At 55.4% G+C, this 20253-nt stretch carries 18 protein-coding genes and 1 pseudogene; 8 read left to right on the forward strand and 11 right to left on the reverse strand.

The window, feature by feature from the left end; all coding sequences use genetic code 11:
• A pseudogene (locus tag RT018_RS02915) lies at window positions 1–975 on the reverse strand (flagellin); the annotation flags it as partial.
• Window positions 976–1258: 283 nt separating this feature from the next.
• On the opposite strand from RT018_RS02915, the gene RT018_RS02920 reads away from it, so the two are divergent.
• Genes RT018_RS02920 through RT018_RS02930 form a run of 3 tightly spaced genes read left to right on the forward strand, consistent with a single transcriptional unit; the run spans window position 1259 to window position 3814 of the window.
• Window positions 1259–2017, forward strand: coding sequence for an ABC transporter ATP-binding protein (locus RT018_RS02920; protein WP_312939061.1), 759 nt, complete (start codon window positions 1259–1261; stop codon window positions 2015–2017).
• On the forward strand, window positions 2010–2825 hold the full coding sequence (locus RT018_RS02925; RefSeq protein WP_312939063.1) for an ABC transporter permease: 816 nt from the start codon (window positions 2010–2012) through the stop codon (window positions 2823–2825). Before RT018_RS02920 ends, RT018_RS02925 begins: the two co-directional genes overlap by 8 nt.
• On the forward strand, window positions 2822–3814 hold the full coding sequence (locus RT018_RS02930; protein ID WP_312939065.1) for an ABC transporter substrate-binding protein: 993 nt from the start codon (window positions 2822–2824) through the stop codon (window positions 3812–3814). The genes RT018_RS02925 and RT018_RS02930 overlap by 4 nt, the downstream gene beginning before the upstream one ends.
• Before the next feature lie 177 nt (window positions 3815–3991).
• Here the strand turns inward: RT018_RS02930 and RT018_RS02935 are convergent, their stop codons facing one another.
• From RT018_RS02935 to RT018_RS02955, 5 genes are all read right to left on the reverse strand, one after another.
• The gene (locus RT018_RS02935; protein ID WP_312939067.1) at window positions 3992–4516 is read right to left on the reverse strand and encodes a GNAT family protein; all 525 of its coding nucleotides are present in this window, start codon (window positions 4514–4516) and stop codon (window positions 3992–3994) included.
• A gap of 196 nt (window positions 4517–4712) precedes the next feature.
• Window positions 4713–5513: a hypothetical protein gene (locus RT018_RS02940; RefSeq protein WP_312939070.1), complete on the reverse strand. Its 801-nt coding sequence runs from the start codon at window positions 5511–5513 to the stop codon at window positions 4713–4715.
• A gap of 50 nt (window positions 5514–5563) precedes the next feature.
• Window positions 5564–6775, reverse strand: coding sequence for an EAL domain-containing protein (locus RT018_RS02945; protein ID WP_312939072.1), 1212 nt, complete (start codon window positions 6773–6775; stop codon window positions 5564–5566).
• Between the two features lie 28 nt (window positions 6776–6803).
• On the reverse strand, window positions 6804–8834 hold the full coding sequence (locus tag RT018_RS02950) for a cell division FtsA domain-containing protein (protein WP_312939074.1): 2031 nt from the start codon (window positions 8832–8834) through the stop codon (window positions 6804–6806).
• Between the two features lie 114 nt (window positions 8835–8948).
• Window positions 8949–9683, reverse strand: coding sequence for an ATP-binding cassette domain-containing protein (locus RT018_RS02955; protein ID WP_312939076.1), 735 nt, complete (start codon window positions 9681–9683; stop codon window positions 8949–8951).
• A gap of 230 nt (window positions 9684–9913) precedes the next feature.
• Between RT018_RS02955 and RT018_RS02960 the strand changes: the two genes are divergently transcribed.
• The gene (locus RT018_RS02960; protein ID WP_312939079.1) at window positions 9914–10816 is read left to right on the forward strand and encodes a C39 family peptidase; all 903 of its coding nucleotides are present in this window, start codon (window positions 9914–9916) and stop codon (window positions 10814–10816) included.
• A 76-nt stretch (window positions 10817–10892) separates the two neighbouring features.
• Here RT018_RS02960 and RT018_RS02965 read toward each other — a convergent pair whose 3' ends face one another.
• The 3 genes from RT018_RS02965 to fliD are packed head-to-tail and all read right to left on the reverse strand — an operon-like array spanning window position 10893 to window position 14325.
• Window positions 10893–11297, reverse strand: a complete 405-nt coding sequence (locus RT018_RS02965) for a hypothetical protein (RefSeq protein WP_312939081.1) — start codon at window positions 11295–11297, stop codon at window positions 10893–10895.
• Window positions 11294–11668 (reverse strand): flagellar export chaperone FliS, encoded by a 375-nt coding sequence (locus RT018_RS02970; RefSeq protein ID WP_312939084.1) that lies wholly within the window; start codon window positions 11666–11668, stop codon window positions 11294–11296. Before RT018_RS02970 ends, RT018_RS02965 begins: the two co-directional genes overlap by 4 nt.
• Window positions 11669–11718: 50 nt before the next feature.
• Window positions 11719–14325 carry a flagellar filament capping protein FliD gene (gene fliD, locus RT018_RS02975; RefSeq protein WP_312939085.1) on the reverse strand — a complete coding sequence of 869 codons (2607 nt, stop codon included), beginning with the start codon at window positions 14323–14325 and terminating at the stop codon, window positions 11719–11721.
• Between the two features lie 157 nt (window positions 14326–14482).
• Between fliD and RT018_RS02980 the strand changes: the two genes are divergently transcribed.
• The 3 genes from RT018_RS02980 to RT018_RS02990 are packed head-to-tail and all read left to right on the forward strand — an operon-like array spanning window position 14483 to window position 16207.
• Window positions 14483–15262 (forward strand): ParA family protein, encoded by a 780-nt coding sequence (locus RT018_RS02980; RefSeq protein ID WP_312939086.1) that lies wholly within the window; start codon window positions 14483–14485, stop codon window positions 15260–15262.
• A 28-nt stretch (window positions 15263–15290) separates the two neighbouring features.
• Window positions 15291–15992 (forward strand): late competence development ComFB family protein, encoded by a 702-nt coding sequence (locus RT018_RS02985; RefSeq protein ID WP_312939088.1) that lies wholly within the window; start codon window positions 15291–15293, stop codon window positions 15990–15992.
• Window positions 15993–16015: 23 nt separating this feature from the next.
• Window positions 16016–16207, forward strand: coding sequence for a hypothetical protein (locus tag RT018_RS02990; protein WP_312939090.1), 192 nt, complete (start codon window positions 16016–16018; stop codon window positions 16205–16207).
• On the opposite strand, the gene RT018_RS02995 is transcribed toward RT018_RS02990, so the two are convergent.
• On the reverse strand, window positions 16204–17133 hold the full coding sequence (locus RT018_RS02995) for a GTP-binding protein (RefSeq protein WP_312939092.1): 930 nt from the start codon (window positions 17131–17133) through the stop codon (window positions 16204–16206). The genes RT018_RS02990 and RT018_RS02995 overlap by 4 nt on opposite strands.
• Window positions 17134–17171: 38 nt before the next feature.
• Window positions 17172–18302 carry a GTP-binding protein gene (locus RT018_RS03000; protein WP_312939094.1) on the reverse strand — a complete coding sequence of 377 codons (1131 nt, stop codon included), beginning with the start codon at window positions 18300–18302 and terminating at the stop codon, window positions 17172–17174.
• A gap of 509 nt (window positions 18303–18811) precedes the next feature.
• Here RT018_RS03000 and RT018_RS03005 point away from each other — a divergent pair.
• Complete coding sequence (locus tag RT018_RS03005) at window positions 18812–20245, forward strand: sodium:alanine symporter family protein (RefSeq protein ID WP_312939095.1); 1434 nt, start codon at window positions 18812–18814, stop codon at window positions 20243–20245.
• The last annotated feature ends 8 nt before the right edge of the window (window positions 20246–20253 follow it).

Genomic DNA, 20253 nt, shown 5'->3' on the forward strand with positions numbered 1-20253 from the left:
CTTCAAATTCGTGATGTCGATGGCCTTGTAGGCGTCGGCGGCGGCCGTAGTAACAGACGCTGCAACGTTGGTGGGGGTAGCGCCATTCAGGCTAGAGCTGGAAACCAGAACCTTCGCGTCGCTAGCACCCGATGTCTTGGCCTCGAAGGTCAAGTCCGCGTTGGTGTTGGTAGAAGTGACGTCAAAGAGCTTGCCCAGATCGCTCTCATTCAGAGCCTCTGCCAAAGCCTGGTTGACAACAGTGCTTGCCGCAGCACCGGTGGTGCAGTTCTGCTTAGAATCGACCCAGTCGCCATCGCCAATCTTATACTGGAGGGCGCCGGTAGTGGCGTCCTTGTTCATAAGGCTAATATTCAGAGTAGAGGTCTTGCCAGCCTCATCAGTATAAGTGAAGGTATAGTCGCTCGCCTCATTAATAACGTGGGCCTTGGCAGTTGATGCGAGAGTGAACTTGCCCTTCGTAGCATCAACCTGCACCAGCGCGTTGGCAATCTTCTGAGAGTCAGTCATCTGCAAGTCGGCAACATTACCGGCGGCAGAGGAGGAAGAGCCTAGAGAGCCGTCCAGCAGCTTGATGCCGTTAAAGTTGGAGCTGTCGGCGATACGGTCGATTTCGGAGGTGAGCTGGGAAACTTCCTTCTGGAGGTTTGCCCGGTCAGTCTCGTTATCAAAGGTGCCATTGGCGGACTGGTTGGCCAGAGTCACCATACGGTTGAGCATGGAGTGAACCTCGGTCAGCGCGCCTTCTGCGGTCTGCACCAGGTTGATGCCGCTCTTGGCGTTAGAGGAAGCCTGCTCCAGACCGGAGATCTGCGCCCGCATCTTCTCGGAAATGGCAAGACCGGCGGCGTCATCGCCTGCGCGGTTGATCCGATAGCCGGAAGACAGCTTCTCAAGGTTTTTGGACAGAGCGCCGGTGTTGCTGGAGAAGTTGCGATAGGCGTTCATGGACATGATATTGTGTTGGATACGCATAATTGTTACCTCCATGTATTTTAGGGGCGGGAATCCTTTCCCTGCCCTTTTTTATAGGCGGCGCCTTTGGCTTCAGAGGCCTCATGAAGCCTTCGGCGACCGCACAGGGGATTTTACCCTTGTATCCCATATATCGTCCGCTTTTTCTAAAACATAAGGGACTTTTCAGAAAATTTTCTTATTTCGCCCAATTTCACACTTCGCACCGCCTACCTACCCGTCGCATACGATAGCAGGACGGGGGCGCGGAATGCGCGCCCGGCAGGTAAAGGAGGATTCTGCCATGACGATCGCTCTCGAGCACGTGGCGCTGACCTATCAAGCAATCGACGGAGAAATTGAGGCGCTGCGGGATGTGTCGCTTGAGCTGGAGGAGGGGGAATTTCTGGGCCTGGTCGGTCCCTCCGGGTGCGGCAAGTCCACGCTGCTGAGCCTGATTGGCGGTCTGGAACCGCCCACCTCCGGTAGAATTTTAATAGACGGAAAATCCGTCACCGCCCCCTCAGAACAGGTGGGGCTGATGCCCCAGCGGGACCAGCTTTTTGAGTGGCGCACCGTGTGGGGCAACGTGACGCTGGGGCTGGAGCTGCGGGGCGAACGCGACCCGGAGCAATATGAACGCGTCCGAGGACTCTTGAAACAGTATGGACTGGGGGGATTTATCAACAAGCGGCCCTCCCAGCTCTCCGGGGGAATGCGCCAGCGCTGCGCCCTGATTCGCACCATGGCCGCAGGGCCAAAAATACTTCTGCTGGACGAACCTTTTTCTGCGTTGGATTATCAGACAAGGCTGTCCGTCTCCGCGGACATCCATGACATTATCCGACAGGAGGGAAAAACCGCCCTTCTGGTTACACACGATATATCCGAGGCCATCAGTCTTTCCGACCGGGTGGTGGTTTTAAGCCGCCGCCCCGCCGTGGTGAAGTCTGTTCACGATCTGGGGGTACTGCGGAATTTAAAGCCCATGGAACGGCGGGATGCACCGGAGTTTCGCGGGTTTTTCAATGCCATCTGGAAGGAGTTGGATTTTAATGCCTGATTTAACTCCCTCACCCCGTCGGCTTGCTTGGCTGCGCCGCCAAAAGAGGCAGCGGTCCGCCGTGCGGGCGGTGCAGATTTGTTTACTGTTGTTTTTCCTAATCTTATGGGAAGTTTCCGCCCGGCTGGGGTGGATTGACGCGTTTATTTTCAGCTCTCCGTTCCGCGTGGCAAAAACAGTGTCCGTGCTGTATCAAAGCGGGGACTTGTGGGTGCACCTGTGGACCTCGTGTGCGGAGACGGCGGCGGGCTTTATTTTGGGAACGCTCACGGGCACGCTGGTTGCGGTTCTACTGTGGTGGAGCAGCTTTCTTTCCCGGGTGATGGAGCCGTATCTGGTGGTGCTTAACGCCTTGCCCAAAACCGCGCTGGGGCCGATCTTTATTGTCTGGATTGGCGCGGGAACCTCCAGTATTATCGCCATGACGCTTGCCATCTCGCTGATCGTCACGATTCTCAACATGCTGGCGGGTTTTATCTCCACCGACGGGGAAAAGCTTCGGCTCTTGAAGTCCATGGGGGCCAGCCGGGGCCAGATCTTACGAAAGCTGGTGCTGCCCTCCAATCTTCCGACGTTGTTCAACACTCTGCGGGTCAATGTGGGCCTTTCATGGGTGGGCGTTGTGATGGGCGAATTTTTGGTTTCCAAAGCCGGGCTTGGGTACCTGATTGTATACGGCTCCCAAGTATTTAACATGGATTTAGTAATGGCCTCCGTGCTGGTCCTGGCGGCGGCGGCGGTGGTGATGTACCGAATCGTGCTGTGGCTGGAAAAATTTTTAAAAAAACGTTTAGGAGTGATCGCATGAAAAAAGTGTTTGCCCTGCTCTGCGCCGTGGCCATCGCGGCGTCCCTGTGCGCCTGCGGAAAAACCGGGACACAGGAAACCATTACCGTACAACTGAACGAAGTGACCCATTCTGTGTTCTACGCGCCCCAGTATGCCGCCCTGAAGCTGGGCTTTTTTGCAGACGAAGGGCTGGATGTGGTGCTGACCAACGGCGGCGGAGCCGACAAGGTGATGACCGCCGTCCTGTCCGGGCAGAGCGATATCGGTCTTGCGGGGCCGGAAGCCTGCGTTTACGTATACAATCAGGGAAAAACCGATTACCCCAAAGTCTTTGCCCAGTTGACGAAGCGGGACGGCTCTTTCCTGGTGGGCCGGGAAAATGTTCCTCTTAACTGGGCTGACTTGAATGGAAAAACCATTATCGGCGGACGCGCCGGCGGGATGCCGGAAATGACGCTTGAATATGTTATGCGGCAAAATGGCGTAATTCCCCATGTGGACGCGGTGGTGGATACTTCCGTGCAGTTCAATATGATGGCCGGCGCGTTCACCGGCGGAAATGGGGATTATGTCACGTTGTTCGAGCCTGTTGCCACGGAGGTGGAAGCTGCCGGGAAGGGCGTGATTCTCACCTCTATCGGGCAGGAAAGCGGAGAGATTCCCTATACCGCGTATTTTGCCTCTCAAGGTTACATGGAGAAAAATCCCGACGTAATTCAAAGGTTTACCAATGCGGTTGCCAAGGGGCAGACATGGGTGCAGGAGCATTCTGCCGCCGAGATTGCCGAGGCCATTGCCGATCAGTTCCCCGATACAGGTGTGGAGGTGCTGACAAAAGTGGCACAGCGCTACAAGGATATCGACGCTTGGAACGCCACCCCCGTGATGGAGAAATCTTCGCTGGAGCGGTTGGAGCTGGTGATGGAAACCGCCGGTGAGCTGGCCCGTGAGGATTGGGTTAACTTTGACGAGCTGGTAGACAACAGCTTTGCTCTGGCAGTAAAATAAAACCGGTTCATCGCAAAAAATGCCCGGAAGGCAACGGCCTTCCGGGCATTAATGGTTAAAAATGTATCGTTTGTCATCCGGATTACGTGTAAAGCCACAGATTTTCGCAAAGACACGGGCGCACCAAGTGGTGGGCGTGCTTGCGAAGGTAAAAGCGAGCAAAACTTGTGGATCGTCTTAGGCAAGGGATTGTAGACGCTGATTTAAAAACTCATCCCGCGTAAGATGGAAGTGTACATAGCCGCAGCCCTGAGAGACGCGCCGCATGCCCACCTTCTCAAAGACCCGGAGCGAGCGCAGATTGTCCGCGTGGACGTTGGCGGCCACGGTGTTGGCCCGACGCTGGAAAAACGCAGTTTCCAGACACCGGATAATGGCCTGTGTACCGTATCCGTTGCCCCAGAGGGCCTCCCGGCCGATGGCTACAACCAGCTCATAGGCGTCGTTCTTTTTCAACTCCGCCAGACGGACAAAGCCGATAGGCTCTGGATCCTCTTCCCGGCAGACGAAGAAAAACCGGCCCTGCCGGTTGAGCTGGCAGGTGAGAAACACCGGGTCGGTTGTTTCCCGCAGACGGGAGGTGATGCCCCGGTCCTCGTTCAGATAACGTGTGACAGCGGGGTTTTCCAGCCAGCTGATCAGCCGGTTGGTACGGGGTTGATTGATGTCAGGATGCAAAAAAACAGAAGGAGCTCTCTCCATATCACTTACCTCACAGTAAAAAATACTCAAAAGCCCTTCCTTGCAATGCAACGACGGTTCTTTATTATTCAGTTCCCGCAGCCTCTTGATTTGCGGTTACATTTAGTCTATCACAGATGGCCTTAAAAAGCAACCCCATAAACCGTGAGAACAAAAACGCCCGGAAAACCAACGGTTTTCCGGGCGTTGCGACCTATTAAATGGGAAGTGCGCGCACGGCCCCGTCCTTCAGCAGATAAAGATGTGTCTTGTCGCCGGAAAGGAGATAGGTGCCTGCAATGACATTTGCCTGCCCCGCCTCATGGGGGGGATAGACCTGAAGCTTCAGGCACAGTATGCCGTCCACCAGCACCGCGCCGTCCATGGGGCACACGGAGTAATCCCGCAGGCTTTCCGCATCTAAACCCAGATTGGAAGGGGCGAGGGATTTAAAAAAATCCACCGCCTCTACATAGGTCATTGGGTCCGTTTCCACCGTGCTTACAGTTCCCTCCGGTCGTGTGAGGGTGATCTGGCAGTTTTCGGCGGTCCAGGAAATATCCATCCGCAAAATCCACCCGTCTTCAGACGCGGCTTTCATCAAAGACACAGAGCCTTCCGTGTTGGCGTAGTTGGGAGGGTCCGTTACGGCGCCGTTCTCGTCCACGATCCGAAAGCCGTCTTCCTCCTCCGTCAGCCGTTCCACATACTGACGCACGCTCTCTCCACCGGTTTCCAGCTTTTGATAGGTGTAGTAGTAAGCCTCGTCCGCGGCGCTTCCCGCGCTGGAGGACGCGTTTGCGCCTACCGTGTCCGGCGTTTCCATGTTCGTCAGCTCCCCGCTGTTTTCAAGGCCCAGCACGGAACTGAGAGACTCCACCGTGTCTTCGCCCAGCGCATATTCCTCTGGCGGTTCCAGTGCCGCCGCACTTCGAAAAATCAGCAGATAGACCGCTGTCCCCAGACACACGGCAGCGACCAGGGCCAGAGGAATCAATACACGCTTTTGTTTTAACATATGTTTGCCTCGCTTCTGTTTGTTCAAGAGGGGCCACTTGCTCCGTCCGCTCACGTTTCGCTGCGGAAGGCCCAGTCAGTATCTCTCATGCACTGCATGTAGATATCCATTACCTCATAGGCATCCACATCCAGCGCGGGTGGCTCCATCGGTGTTCGCTGCTCGTAGGAGACAGCGTATTCCAGATACGTCTTTAAAGGGCGTGCGTCTTCCCCCAGCAGGACTCTCTTGGTTTCCAACGGGAGATGAACCTCCCCCAGCAAGTCCTTCATGGGGCGCCCCAGAATGAGATCCATCAAACTAAACATCCCCGCCAGAAAGCCAGATGTCTTCTTCTGGCTGTAGGGTGAGTTCTCCATCAGCCGCTCCATAAAAATCCCGCGAAGATATGCCACGCGCACTGTCTCGTCGGAGCAGGTGGTGTTGGATTCCCGGGCCAGCAGCAGCACCACCCAATGATACAGTTCGTCAATTCCCAGATAAGTCACGGCCCGCTCAATCACTTCCAGGGAGTTTCCTCGATAATATTGCAGCGTCCGCACCTTTTTCAGCAGGCGAAAGGTCAGCGCGGCGTCAGAGCGAATCATCTCCGAGCAGTAGCGCAGGTCCACATCGGTCCGGTTCAGCTCCCGCAAAAGGCGGATATACGTGGCGGAATTGATATTTGCCGTTTCTTTGCGCAGATTTATGGGCCGCTGAAAGAAAAATCCCTGAAATTTGCTATAACCCAGACGCAGCGCCCGCTCATAGGTTTCCCGGTCTTCCACCTTTTCAGCCAGCAAAGCCATGCGTCCACGGCGATATTTTCGGGCGATCTCCGCCTGAACTTCTTCGCTGGTAGAAAGAAAGTCCACCTTCAGTACGTCAATCAGCGGAAGGATGGGGTCGAAGACCGGGTCGCCGGTGTAGTCGTCCAATGCCAGACGGTAGCCCCGGCTTTTCAAATCCTTCAAACGCCAGATCAGCTTGTCCGTCACATGAATGTTCTCCAGCAGCTCCACCGTAATTTTCCGGGGGTCCGTCAGCAGCACAAAGTCACTCATCACCAGCGACTCGGTAAAATTGACGTATGCGCCCCGTCCGTCGGTCAAATTGTTGAGACCAAAGGCCATCAGTGCGTCGGACAAAAGGATGCGGGTGGCCCGGTCCCCGTCCGCAAACGAGGCCCGGTCTTCTCCGTCGCCCGCGCGGTAAAGCAGCTCATAGCTCTCTACCCGCAAATTGCGGTCGAAAATGGCCTGCCGGGCAATGTATCTCTGCATAGCCCAAACCTCCGTTTCACCGCGCTTTTTAGGCGCGGGGTTCCTCCAGCTGGATGCACACGCGATCTCCATCTGCCAGTACACGCATAAACGAGCCGCTCTCTCCGTTGACGCGCAGTGTCACCGGCCGGTCCAGATGCTCAAAATCGAGACCCGCATATTCCAGCAAATCCATTAGATAGTAGGGGCCACCCTTCGGCTTTGCCGGAAGCTCCAAAGGAGCATCGTTCAAATAAAACCAGCGAGGTGGAAAAGACTCTTCAGCAGGCTGGGGGACCGGGATACGCTCTGTCTCCGGATTCCCAGCCAAAGTTGTATCCGTAAGTGGAATGTCCTCTGAACCGCCGGTGGACTGGCTCTCCGCCACAAAAGATTCCTGAGAAAGGGCCGAGGAAGCGCTCGCGCCTATGGCGTGAGGAGAAGAAGCTGCCTCGCTGTCGGCTTTTTCTGATACCGCCGCCTTTACGGGGACGATGGCGTTGGTGACCACCGTGTCTCCCGGACGCAGCTCATAATCCGGGCTCACCGGCGCTCCGTTCACAAGGCAAACCGCTGCGTTCGCCGGGCTCCCCAGCGCCTCGGAAATAGATCGTCGACCCGGCATTCCGGAGCGAGCAGGGGTGAACTCAATGGCGTCCGCTGCCTGAATCACTGTGGAGGGCGGAAGCTCTGTTCCGTTAATGCGCAGGGAGGACGGCTCCGCAGGCTCACCCCGGTACAGGGTCCTCTGCCCGTCGATGGTGACGGAAAGGGAGGAGCCGGTTCTGCCAATTAAATCGGCGTAGTTATAGCCATTCATTTGCAAAACATCCAGCGCAGTCAAAGTACCGCTGCGAAAAAGCTTGGCGGGATGGCCGTTGAGGGAAACGCGGTAGCTGTCTGAAATCATGCCGAGACCGGCGGAGACGGCGATGCCCAGCGGCGTGGTATATTCCGGGTCGTTCAGCTCCTCAGTGTCGGAAAAGGCGCTCATTTTAAAGTTCGACCCTGCCACGCTCACCCGGCGAGGGTCCATTTCCAGCGCGGAGGCCACCGCCAATGGCAATCCCTCCAGCTTGCTGCCGCCGCCCGCCAGAAATACCGCCGAAGGTGCACCGCCGTTAATCTCCCGGATGCGGCGGGCCAGCTCGTCCGCAAGCTGACCTTCCGCCGGGGTAATGACCTCTTTCAGTGCGGAGGAGGGAAGCTCCTGCTCTAACCCCAAAATATCTGTGAAACGAAGGGTTTCCCGCCTCGCGGCCTCCGATTTCAGGCGCTCCGCCGTGGAAAAGTCCGTCAAAAAGGCCCGCATAATGGCCTCGGTAATCTCGTCCCCTGCCACGGTGGCCATGGTATAGCCCACCACGCTGCCGTCCCGGCAGGCGGCAATGTCCGAGGTGCCGGCGCCAATGTCCGCCATTACCAGATTTAAAAGACGCAGCTCTGGTGGAATGGCGGCGTTGATGGCGGCGATAGGTTCCAGCGTCAGGCTGAGCACCTCCAGCCCCGCCGTCTGCATGGCGGAATAGAGGCTGTCCACCACCTCGGAGGGCAAGAAGGTTGCCACCACGTCGCATTCCAGCTTTTGTCCGTTGTGGCCTTTCAGGATGGAAAGGGGATAGCTGTCCACAAGATACTGAGAGACGGTGTATCCCACCAGATAAAATCGGCCCAGCCGCTGGCCGCTCTTGTTCAGGTTGGACTCGGCAGCGGAAACGGCCCCTGCCTCAAGCTGACCAATCAGGTCCTCGCCGATGCGGCGAACCTCGGGCAGCTCCAGCTCAAAGTGGCCCGCCTCCGTATGCAGCGCCCGCCCTGCAGCGGCGATGCAAACCCGCGTCAACTTGCAGTTCAGTCTGGCTTCCAAACGGGCCGTCACCTGCGCGGCAACCTTCCCCACCTGAACAATATCCTCAATCTGGCCGTCGATCATGGCCCGCTTGCTGTGCTCTTGTTTTTCCACGGCCAGAATGTGCACCCGCTCGCCCTCTGTCCGGCCAACCATGCCGATGATGCTTCTGGTGCCGATGTCCAGCGCGAAAATCAGGTCCCGGCTCTGCTGCTCGCGTACTTCTTCCACGGTGGCTCACTCCTCTGCGCTTGCGGATGCATAAAAATCCACACACCCGGTATATTCTGCGTTGTTCCGGCGGGAACGACTCCCGCCGCGCTTTGCTTTCCTCTGTGCGGCCGGTCAGGATTTTTTGGCGTATCTTGACTTCCGTGTCCGGATTTCGCCATACCGGCCACCGGACATGTCGCCCGCAATCTTTCCATCCACCAAAGTCACCACCCGGCGGTGCATCACGTTGACGATGGTACTGGCGTGGGTGGCCATAATGACGGTGGTTCCCAGTCGGTTCAGCTCCGAAAGTACGTGCACCAGATCCCAGATGTTGTCCGCGTCCAAATTGGCGGTCAACTCATCCAGCACCAGTACCGAAGGACTGTTTATCAGCGCCCGGGCCAACTCAACCCGCCGTGCCTGCCCGATGGAAAGCTCCCCCGGATACTTTCCATCAAGGCCGCTAAGCCCCACAATACCCAAGGCTTTTTCGGCCCGCTCTCGCAGCTTTTTTTCCCGGGTCAACCCGCTCACCCGGGCCACCATGGCAAGGTTTTCAAAGACTGTGCGCCGCCGCATCAGGTGCGTCTCCTGGGCCACATACCCAAAACTCCTGCGGACCCTTGCGGCGGGAAAGAGAGGCAGCGGGGCCACGTTCAGCCCGTCCAGCAGCACCTGTCCTTCGTCTGCGCGGATTTGACCGGCAATTAGTTGCAGCAGCGTGCTTTTTCCCGCGCCACTACTGCCCACAACGAACACAAATTCCCCCTGCCGGACGACGAGATTGATGTCGCTGACAGCCTCAATTAATCCATGCTCGCCACGATAGCGCTTTGTTGCGTTTTTCAGTTCGACTGTCGGCATCAGGATTGCTCTCCATCTCCGTTGCATTTCGCGGCGGCAACATCTATACATTTTTGTCGGGTACTGTTATAATCTTACTAAAATCGAGAGAAATTCCCGGAGAGAACCGGTTCTCCCCGTAACAACCTCGACAAAAAACCCCTAATTTCGTGTTTATTTGTACTTTATCATAAAACGTAACATATGAAAAGCCCTAAATGATACAAAAGTTTTGAAGGGAGGAGGCGCCTGTGAAGCGCAATTCTCACTTAAAAAAAGTGCTCGCTATCTCTGTGCTTGCCGTTGTGTGCATCGGGACGGCAGAACTGGCCGTGTGCCGGGTGGCGGACCCGGCGCTGTACGAGCGGATCATGGACCCCGTGCGGCGGACCGTCTCTTCTGGGTGGACCTTGGCGTCTGACGGTGCGCGAACGGTATACGACGCAGTGTCCGACGGTGCATCCTGGGCGTGGGATAAGACGTCCTCGGCCGTGACCGGGGTGCTGCGCAAGGACGGGGAGGACCTGGAGAGTCAGGCGGTTTTAGAGCCGGACGAAAAGCCTGCTCCCTTGGCGGACCCTGCCGCAACCACTCTGGAGCAGCGGGAGACCGGCGAGATTCTCACCGGTGGAAACCGGGAGATCGTTTATTACAATCAGACAGACGATGCTTGGAGTGACCAACCGTACGGGCGGGATACTCTGGGCGCATACGGCTGCGGACCAACCTGCCTGTCCATGGCTGTTTCCAGCCTGACGGATCAGGCGGTGGACCCCGAAGAGATGGCCCGGTGGGCGGCGGAAAATGGGCATTGGGCGCGACGCAGCGGGTCGTATCTCTCCATTGTAAACGGCGCGGCTGCGGCCTACGGGTTGGAGGCGGAGTCCCTGCCAAACTGCGATGCGGAGCGATTGCGGCTGGAGCTGGCGGCGGGGAAAATGGCGGTGGCCCTGATGACGAAGGGGCATTTCACCAATGGAGGACATTTCATTCTTTTGCGGGGTGCAACGCTTAACGGCGGCATTCTCGTGGCGGACCCCAGCAGCCGGGAGCGAAGCCTTGCCGTGTGGGACCCGCAGCTGATTTTGGATGAGTTGTCCAAAAGCCGGAGCAGCGGTGCGCCACTGTGGATTTTATCTCCGGCGAACTCATAAGCAGCGAGGAAAACAGGCGGAGGGACCGCCCCGGTTGGGGGCGCTTCCTCCGCCGCTTCTTTTTTCAGGATGCGTTTTAGCGTTTGCGGTAAAACGATTTTTCTCGGCAAAGTTTTTCACTTACGTATCGGTCCAGCTTTGCAAGCTGCTCCAGCGCGCGGCGGTTTTGGGCAATCTGCTCCGCAATCTCGCGCTCCGCCTCATTTTGGGGCTGGCCGCTCTGCTTTACCAACCGGTCGAAGGCGGCCTCGTCCTCGCCGCTTAAATCGCAGCGCTTCAATTCCAGCGCGGCATTTAGCTCCTGCAATTCAAGCAGAGGCCGGTGCCGGCCCGTCAAAAGCAACCCCACGGACACCGGATCCTCCCGGTCCACGGCCTCTGCCAGCTCACGGGTAATACCGATCACCTCGCCCAGCTTGCGGAAAATGCTTCGCTCCAACACAAGCAGCTCCGGCAGAACCTTTTCCCAAAGCGCACTCAACGTTCCGATGAATCCTTTTCCGCCGCGTGGAAGGTGTCCCGCAGTTCACCGACCATGACAAGAAGCTGCTTCAGCTCTTCATGGTTACGGCCCGCCTTGACGCGGTTGAAATCATAGCAGAAAAAATCGTAGAGCCGGTGGAGCTCCCGGCTGATGGGATACTGATTGTCCAGTGTGTTATCTAAATAGTGCAAAATGTCCAGGCACCGGTCCACCGATGCCTCAAAGAGCGGATAATCCACCTGCTTCAGCGCGATGTCCGCCCGGGCGGCGCGCTTTACCAGCTCATCATAGAGAACGATCAGCAGTTCACCCTGCGTCATGGTGCTGACAGACTGCTGCTTATACTGCTGATACCCCTGTGCTTCCATGCATGTTCCTCCGTTTTTCTGGCCGCGGCTTTGCCGCGGATTTACTTGTCTCAGCCGCCCAGCATGCTTGTAATCATGGAGCTTTGAGAGTTCATGTTGCTGGTGAGTTGCTCTAACCGGGTGAACATTCTGGTGTAATGATCCACCTGATCGGAAAGCTTGCTCTGCCATTTTGTGATTTGAACGTCGTATTCGGCAATCTGATCCTGCATGTTGTTTTTCAGCAGAGACAAAGGTGAGTAGACGGAACCCGCCTTCTGCACGAGAATGCCCTTAGTCGCGCCGGTGATGGCGGTGTAATCGGAAAGCACGCGGTTGACGTTGACCATCAGGCCTCCATTTCCAATGGTGGAGGTAAACGCGTCTCGCACGCTGTCGGGGTTGGAATTCAGGGTTTTTCGCAGAGCTTCCTCGTCCACCTGAATCGTGGTGACGCCTTGAGAGTAGGAGGTATTGATGCCCATTGCCAAAAGGGCGCCACTGCTGGCGCCACCGGGAGAGATGGCAGAGATGAGTTTGCTGTAAAGGCTGGTAAGATCACTGTCGCCAAACACAATGCCCTGCTTTGCCTTCTCCTCGTATTTTTTGATCGCGGATTCCGACATTTTGCTCTTATCTTCATCGGTAAGAGGTTCGTAACGGGCCTTTTTGTTGTTCTTGTAATTGGGAAGGGTGGCGTGAGCGTCCCGTACCGACTTTAAAATTGAATTGAGCTCCTCGACCATGCCGGTGATGGTTTCCACCAGCTTGTCCGTATCCGATACGGAGGTAAACGTGACCGCTTCGGGGCTGTCTATCAGGGAACCGCGAACGGGGTTTCCGTAGGGATCCACCGTGTCGGCGGAATAGGTTCCGAAGGTTCCCTTCAGGGTGACAGACAGGCCATCCACGTTAAAAGTGTTGTCCGAGCGGGTGATGGAGCCCATGTTCACGCCGTTGACCTCCATGCTGAACACGGCGTCTTTTCCCGCGATGTAGCCGGCATTTGTGGTATTGCCCTCGCCGTCAAATTCGATAGAGCCGAACAAAAGCGCTGCCAGATTTTTTTTGGACTGGCCGTTTTCATCCGTGATGTTCTCGTTGATTACGATTTGGTTCGCCGCACCGGTTTCTCTGGAGGAAATCTGAATTTGGTTGGTGGTTTTGGAAAAGCTGGTGCTCAGGCCCACCGATTCGGAGTTGATGGCGGAAAAAACGGTGTCCAAGGAGGAATCCCGTGTAAAGGTCAGCGTTTTTCCGCTGATTTCCAGATCATAACCGTAAAGCTGCCTGCCGTCGGCCCCCAGACGGTAGCCATTCTCATCGGTTTTGTTGCCGTCCAAATCCACATAAGTGCCGTCTTTGCGTCGGGTGAGCTTGTCGGGGTCGGAACGCAGTACCCTTCCTTCAATGCCGCCCAGTGTTTCCGGAGTGCCTTCCGCAGCCGCGTTCAGATCCAGCAGCGAGCCAAGGCTCATACCGGTGTTGAGGTAGCTGGAGGAAAAGCTGCCGCCAAGCCCTAGCGTTTTGCCCACGTCGGCATTGGCCGAAATGGTGATGATAGAGCCCTTCTGCCCCGTGAATTGCAATGCGTCACCATTCAGCTCCACCTTTACGCCGGTGCCAAACGCATCTTTCACGGCATTTTGCAGGCCGGTTAGGAAGTCCTTGGACAACTGCTCCTTTTCCTCCGGGGTGGCGGTGGTCAAATCCAGATCGGTGGGATTGTATGTGGGCAGCGTGATGGGTTTGGTCTTGCCGTCCACCGACATGGAGATTGTTTTTCCAGAAAGGTATTTGCCCGCAGTGCCGCTTTTGTCCACCAGATCAATCAGGTTTCCGTTCTCCGAGGGGATGGTGAGAAAGGAATCCTTTTTGCTGGTATCAATATTCAAGGTTTCCTTCAACTTTCCGGTGGCACCGGTCACAGTGACGGTGTTTCCGGCACTCTGATTGTCAATAAAGCTCACCTTTCCGTCGTCTCCCAAAGAGGCTTTTACCATGGTCAGGGCAGGCACGCGCTCTCCCTTGGAATCCGTCACTGTGGTGGAGGCCAGTTTCACGTTGATGGCCCGCACAAACTCATCCGCCGAGGAGTACGTCTCCAAATCTCCAAAGCTCAGATCAATAGAGCGACTGCCGCCATAGCTCAGGGTCAGCGTACCGCTGACCTTGCTCAAATCCATTTGCTGGGCCAGGTCCAGGTCGCTGCCGATGATGGTGGCAATGCCGTCCTTGCCGGTAATGCCAAGATTGCTGAACAGGTCTGCGGCCGAAGCGCTGTATATAGATTTGGTGGCCAATTGCTTCACGCCCAAAATCTGCACGTTGCTGGAGGTTTTTCCGGAGGCGGAAATCTTGGAGGCGTTGGCCCCGTTGGTGGAGGTAATCACTGCCTTGTTAAAATAGCTGGGGCTGAGCAGGTTTGTGGACGAGTTATAAGAGGTGTATTTCTGCGCAAATTTAATCATGGGGCTGGAAATTTCGCGGATAGCCTCTTGCTGCCACGACAGGTTGGTCTGCTTTTTCTGCAGGGATGCAATTTTAAGATTATAGCCGCTGACGGCGTTTTCAATCATGGTCTCCGTATCCATACCCGTGGCGAGGCCGGACAAAACGTTTCGATTGCCGTAAATGCTGCTCGAATTGCTGCTGGTGACTCCGCTGACGGACGCCATACCGATCGCTCCTTCCTGATCCGCGCCTGCGCGGGGCTTCCCCGGGGCTGCGGCTGTAAAAGAAAATTTACTTCTGTCTCTATACTTTTCTATCGACATATAGTATAGTAAAGTTAAGAGTTTCGACAAAGTTTTTTATTCAATGGGAGGTTTCGGTTTGGCAACAATCATGACGGTCACAAATCAAAAGGGCGGCGTGGGAAAGACCACCACTGCCGCCGCTCTGCTGTACGCGCTGTATGAGCGTGGGCAGCGAGTTCTTGGCGTGGACCTGGATCCCCAGGGCAGTCTGAGCTTCAGTCTTGGGCTGGACACGGAAAACTGCGCTACGGTTTACGATTTGTTTAAAGACCGGGTTACGGTGGACGAGGCCATCACCAATTCCCGCGGAATCGACCTGCTTCCGGCCAATATTCTTTTGTCTGCGGCCGAGCTGGAATTTAACCGCACCGGGCGCGAGTTTATGCTGCGCAATAAACTGACGGGTGTGACAGAGCGATACGACTATGTCATCATCGACACGCCGCCCGCGCTGAACGTGCTGACCGTGAACGCATATGTGGCTTCAGACACGCTGGTGATTCCCATGGTTCCGGAAATCCTGAGCCTTCTGGGCGTGGCCCAGATTAAGGAGACTATTGACACTGTGCAGAACTGTTACAACCCCAAACTGAGAGTTTTAGGGATTCTGCTGAATAAATACAACGCCCGCCTGACGCTGAACCGCGAGGTCAGCGAGATGGCCGACCAGATTGCAAAGCAGCTGAAAACCAGCGTGTTTAAATCCGTAATCCGTTCAAGCATCGCCGTGGCGGAGGCTCCCGCGCACGGCGAAAGCGTTCTCAGCTACGCGCCCAATTCAAAACCCGCCGACGATTTCCAGCATCTTACCTCGGAAATCACCTCTCTGCTGCAAAAGTGGCAGGGCGTTCGGTAAGACGGTCTGCCAGCAGGAGGAATGCAACATGCCCGCGAACAAAAAGCATACCAATAAAACGGCTCATGTGCTGAATGTTATCACGGCAGGACGGGAGACGGCGGAGGAAACGCCTGTCACCGCGCCGGTTTCCCCGCCCGCCGCGCTGCCTGAGACGGTTGTTATGCCGGCACCGGTGGTTGCGCCGATTGTCCCTGTGGTGGAGGTGGAGCACGCACCCGAGGAACTTTCCAATCAGATTCGCGAAGCCCTTCGGGAGGCAGTGGAACAGGAGGAGAAAGACGCCTTTTCACCCCTTCAACCGGAGGTTATTAAAACTGAAAGTTATACCGATCCGTCTAGTTCATCTGCACCTGTCCCGCCTTCACCTGCGGTGCCGCCGAGTTCTTCCATGGGACGGCCCACTTCCGTGGAGGTCGCGCACCCAACACTTGACGGGGAATTGCAGGTCCCGCCAGAGGCCAGCCGTGAAAGCGAATACATCAACGTTATGCAGGTCCTAGTGCGCGAAAAAGTACCTAAGTATATCAAGCTTCTGGGTGTTTGCTCGTGCAGTCGGTGTCAGGCGGATGTGGAGGCGCTGGCCTTGAGCCATCTGGAACCGAAGTATATCGTGCTGCAAAAATGCCAGAGGTTTCCCTACTCCGTGTATGAAAATCATTATAACGTCACCGTCACATCCCAGATCATCTCCGCCTGCCGGGTGGTGATGGAAAAGCCCAGACATTAACCGTTTTTTGTGGAAGATACTGGTTGGCATTAATCGGTCTGCCCAGGGACAAACGTGCTTTTTGGGCGCTGGGTTTGCGAATGGTTGCCCGTTTCAAAGCCGCCTTTGCGGTTCATCTGCTAGTTATTTACGGACATATGGAAAGCTCCTCTCTGTTTGAAAACGGAGAGGAGCTTTTTTTTGAAATATTGCAAATTGTATTAAATATGCCTTAAAATGACACAATTTCCTGCCGCGGCTTCTTTCCGCTTGCCACTGAGACAACGCGCATCACCGGACCCCGCCCCTTGTAGGCAGGGTGTTCTTCCACGTCCATTTTGGCGGTAATTTCCATCCAGTCGTGGTTTTTGAAGCGGTCCAGTCCCTCACCCCGGGCAATCAGCCCCAGGAAGGTCACATCCTTTTCGCAGCACACCATCGCAAACCGGCCGGGGCAGTCGATGCCGGGATACTGAGAGGAATGGCACATTACCACGGTCATATGGACCAGTTTGTCTTGATACCGGTCCGGATGATCCATTACATCTACATACCAAACGCCGAAGTCCTCGTCGGGTATGTCGATGATCTCCTGCGTCATGTCGAAAGGGCATTCGTCGCCGGTGAGATAGTCTTCACTGGTGCCGTCTTCGTTCTCCAGATAGATGTCTGCCCGCCGATTCACCATCCGCAGGTTGCGCTTGCGCAGGCTCTCCCGCAGTTCCGGGGTGCAGCGGTTGAAGACCAGCATGTCCGCGCCCGTGATCTTCTCCATCATGAGTTGGCCCATGTTTTTGGCATAGGCTTCAAAGGTGGAGGCCTGCACCATGCACATAATCTGATACAAAACCCAGTTGGCCGGAAGCACGTCCCGGTAAAGCCGCTCAAGCTGCCACATGCCGTTGTATTCGATCAACACCTGTCGGGGCTTATATTTTTTTTCACATTCTTTTAAAAACGAGCAGGTGAGGGCCTCTTCGCGCTCAATGGTCACCACGGTGACATTGGAAAGGGCGGCTTTGTCGTATTCCTCCTCGCCTTCCTCGCAGCAGAGAAGAAGGGTCTTGTCTTCTTTGGCGAAGCCGTCCTGCAAAATGCCGTTGATAAAGTTGGTTTTGCCGCCGTCCAAAAAGCCGGCAATGAGATAAACGGGTATATCCATAAATTGAAAAGTCCTTTACAGCAATTAAACTTCTTTAGTTACAGGCCAAAAAGCACCTTGAGCTTCGCCTCGCTCAGCTCCGCGCCGATGACGCACAGGCGGCCTGTGTAATCGGGAGTGCCCCGCCGGACCTCTGCCTCCTCGGGCACATAGTCAAAGTGAAGCCAGCCGCCGTCCGCTGTGGGAAGAATGCCTTTGGCCCGCAGAACTTTTCCGTACGCCCCGGAGTCCAGCTTTTCAAGAATGGTGCGAATGCCTGCTTCCGTAAAGACCTTGGGTGTCTCCGCGCCCCAACTGGTAAACACCTCGTCCGCATGATGGTGGTGGCAGGAGCAGGCGGGGTCGCTGCACTCGTGCCCATGATCATGGTGGTGTTCATGCTCGTGATTGTGCTCGTGGTCATGGCAGGAGCAGTCGGAATTGCTGCACTCGCACGCGTGATGATGTTCATGGTCGTGATCGTGATGGTGCTCATGCTCATGATCGTGATGATGTTCATGCTCGTGATGATGCTCGTGTTCATCTGTGGCGTGCTCGGCGCGTATGCGCTCCAACAGCTCGTCCGCCAGAGATACTTTTTCAATGGCAGAGAGAATGGTTTTGCCATCAAGCTGGTCCCAAGGAGTGGTAAGGATGGCGGCCTGAGGATTCTTCTCCCGCAACATGGCCACGGCGGCATCCAGCTTTTCAGCGGAAAGCTTCTGGGTCCGAGAGAGAATAATGGTTCCGGCGGACTCCACTTGGTTGTTGTAAAACTCGCCGAAGTTTTTCATATAGACTTTCACCTTGGAAGCGTCCGCCACTGTGACGAAGCTGTTTAGCTCCATATCTGCGCTTTTGGACACCGTGTCCTGCACCGCGGCAATCACGTCGCTGAGCTTGCCTACGCCGGAAGGCTCGATGAGAATGCGGTCGGGGTGAAACTGCCGCTGCACATCCTGAAGCGCCTGACTGAAGTCGCCAACAAGGGAGCAGCAGATGCAGCCGGAAGACATCTCGGAAATCTGAACGCCGGATTCTTTTAAAAAGCCGCCGTCAATGCTGATTTCACCAAACTCGTTTTCAATCAAGACCAGCTTTTCACCCTGATAGGCCTCGGCCAGCAGTTTTTTGATGAGCGTTGTTTTTCCGGCGCCGAGAAAGCCCGAAATAATGTCAATTTTTGTCATGGAATCAAGTCCTTCGCTTTTAAATTTGGAGAGCTGACTAATACATGGTATCATACCATTTTTTCGTAAAATTGCAACATTTATATGGAAATTTCATGCCTCGTCCATATATTTAGAACCAATTTGTCTGATAGGCGGAAATCCGTATTGCTCTCGCCAAGGGATCTAATGAGTGCCCAAGTCATCGAGAAAATCAAAAGGAAGTGACGCGGAAAATCTGATTGCAGCAGGAAGACGCAATTGGCGTTATGCCCAAATAAATAAAACAAAAAAGGCGAACTAACGTTTACGCAATTGGTAAAAACTATAAAATGAAATAAGCAGTACATTTTGAATTGTATAAAACAGACAATTGTTGCGAATTTGTGAACCGGTTATTGCAACAGTTCAACAGCGGTGCTAGAATAAAACCGAAAGGGAGTCAATACAGTTCTTCATGAGGGGGAATTGTGCGGCTCCAAGAAGTCGCGGATTGGCCGCGAACAAAATGGAAGAGGGGGAAACAACAAATGGCAGAGATGATTGCTGAGATTAACAGCAAAATCAACGGCCTCGTCTGGGGTATTCCGATGATGATTTTGATTATCGGAACCGGCCTTTACCTGACCGTCCGCACTGGGTTCTTGCAGTTCTCAAAGTTTGGCTATGCAATGAAAAACACCATCGGAAAGGTCTTTCATAAGGTGGAGGCCAAAGAGGGCGCAATAACGCCGCTGCAGGCGCTGACCACTGCTCTTGCAGCCACCGTGGGCACCGGCAACATCGCGGGCGTGTGCGGCGCCATCGCTGTAGGCGGTCCGGGTGCGATTTTCTGGATGTGGATCTCTGCGCTGCTGGGTATGTGCACCAAGTTTGCCGAGGTTACCCTTGCCATCAAATACCGGGAACGCAATGATAAGGGTGACTGGGTTGGTGGGCCCATGTATTATATCAAAAACGGGCTTGGCCAGAATTGGAAATGGCTGGGCACGCTGTTTGCCGTGTTTGGAATGCTGGCTGCCTTCGGCATCGGCAATATGACGCAGGTGAACACCATCGCCACCACCATCGGCTCCGCCATTGGCGAGTTCGTCACTTTGAGCGACGGCACCATGAATATTGTATATTTGATTATCGGCATCGTCGTGGCTTCCATTTCCGCGCTGGTATATCTGGGCGGACTGAAGCGCATCGGCAGCGTAACCGAGAAGCTGGTTCCCGTCATGGCAATCATTTACATCGTTGGCTGTTTGACGGTGATTATCACCAATTCCCAGCACGTCGGAAAGGTTTTCAGCGACATTTTCGTTGGAGCTTTCCAACCTGCTGCCGTGGTGGGCGGCGTCGCTGGCGTGGGCATTAAGCAGGTCATCACCAAAGGCGTTGGCCGCGGGATCTTCTCCAATGAAGCCGGTCTTGGCTCCGCTCCTATCGCCCACGCCGCCGCCGACACGGACAGTGCTGTCCGTCAGGGCCTGTTCGGCGTGTTCGAGGTGTTCGCCGACACCATTATCATCTGCACGCTGACCGCGCTGACTGTGATGTGCGCCTATACCGGCAATAGCGCCATGTCCATTGAATTTGGACAGTCCGCGGGCGCAAATCTGGCTATTTCCGCTTTCTCCACCACCTTTGGAGGAAAGGCTGCCGGCGCAGTTGTTGCTGTTGGACTGACCCTGTTCGCGCTGTCCACGGTTTTGAGCTGGGGCCTGTATGGCACACGCTGCGCGGAGTTCCTGTTCGGCACCAGAATTATTAAGCCGTATCAGGTGTTGTTCTGCCTGTTTATGGTTGTGGGCGCCACTATGGAGCTTCAGTTGGCCTGGGATATTGCCGACACACTGAATGGCCTGATGGCGATTCCCAACCTGATTGCGCTGCTGTTGCTGTCTCCTGTGGTCTTTAAGCTGGTGAGAGAGTACTTCTCCGACCCGGCCCGTGCCTTGGAGAAAAAGGAACGGTAAGCGATTTA

The organism is Oscillibacter sp. (assembly GCF_032060045.1).
GTDB lineage: Bacteria > Bacillota > Clostridia > Oscillospirales > Oscillospiraceae > Oscillibacter.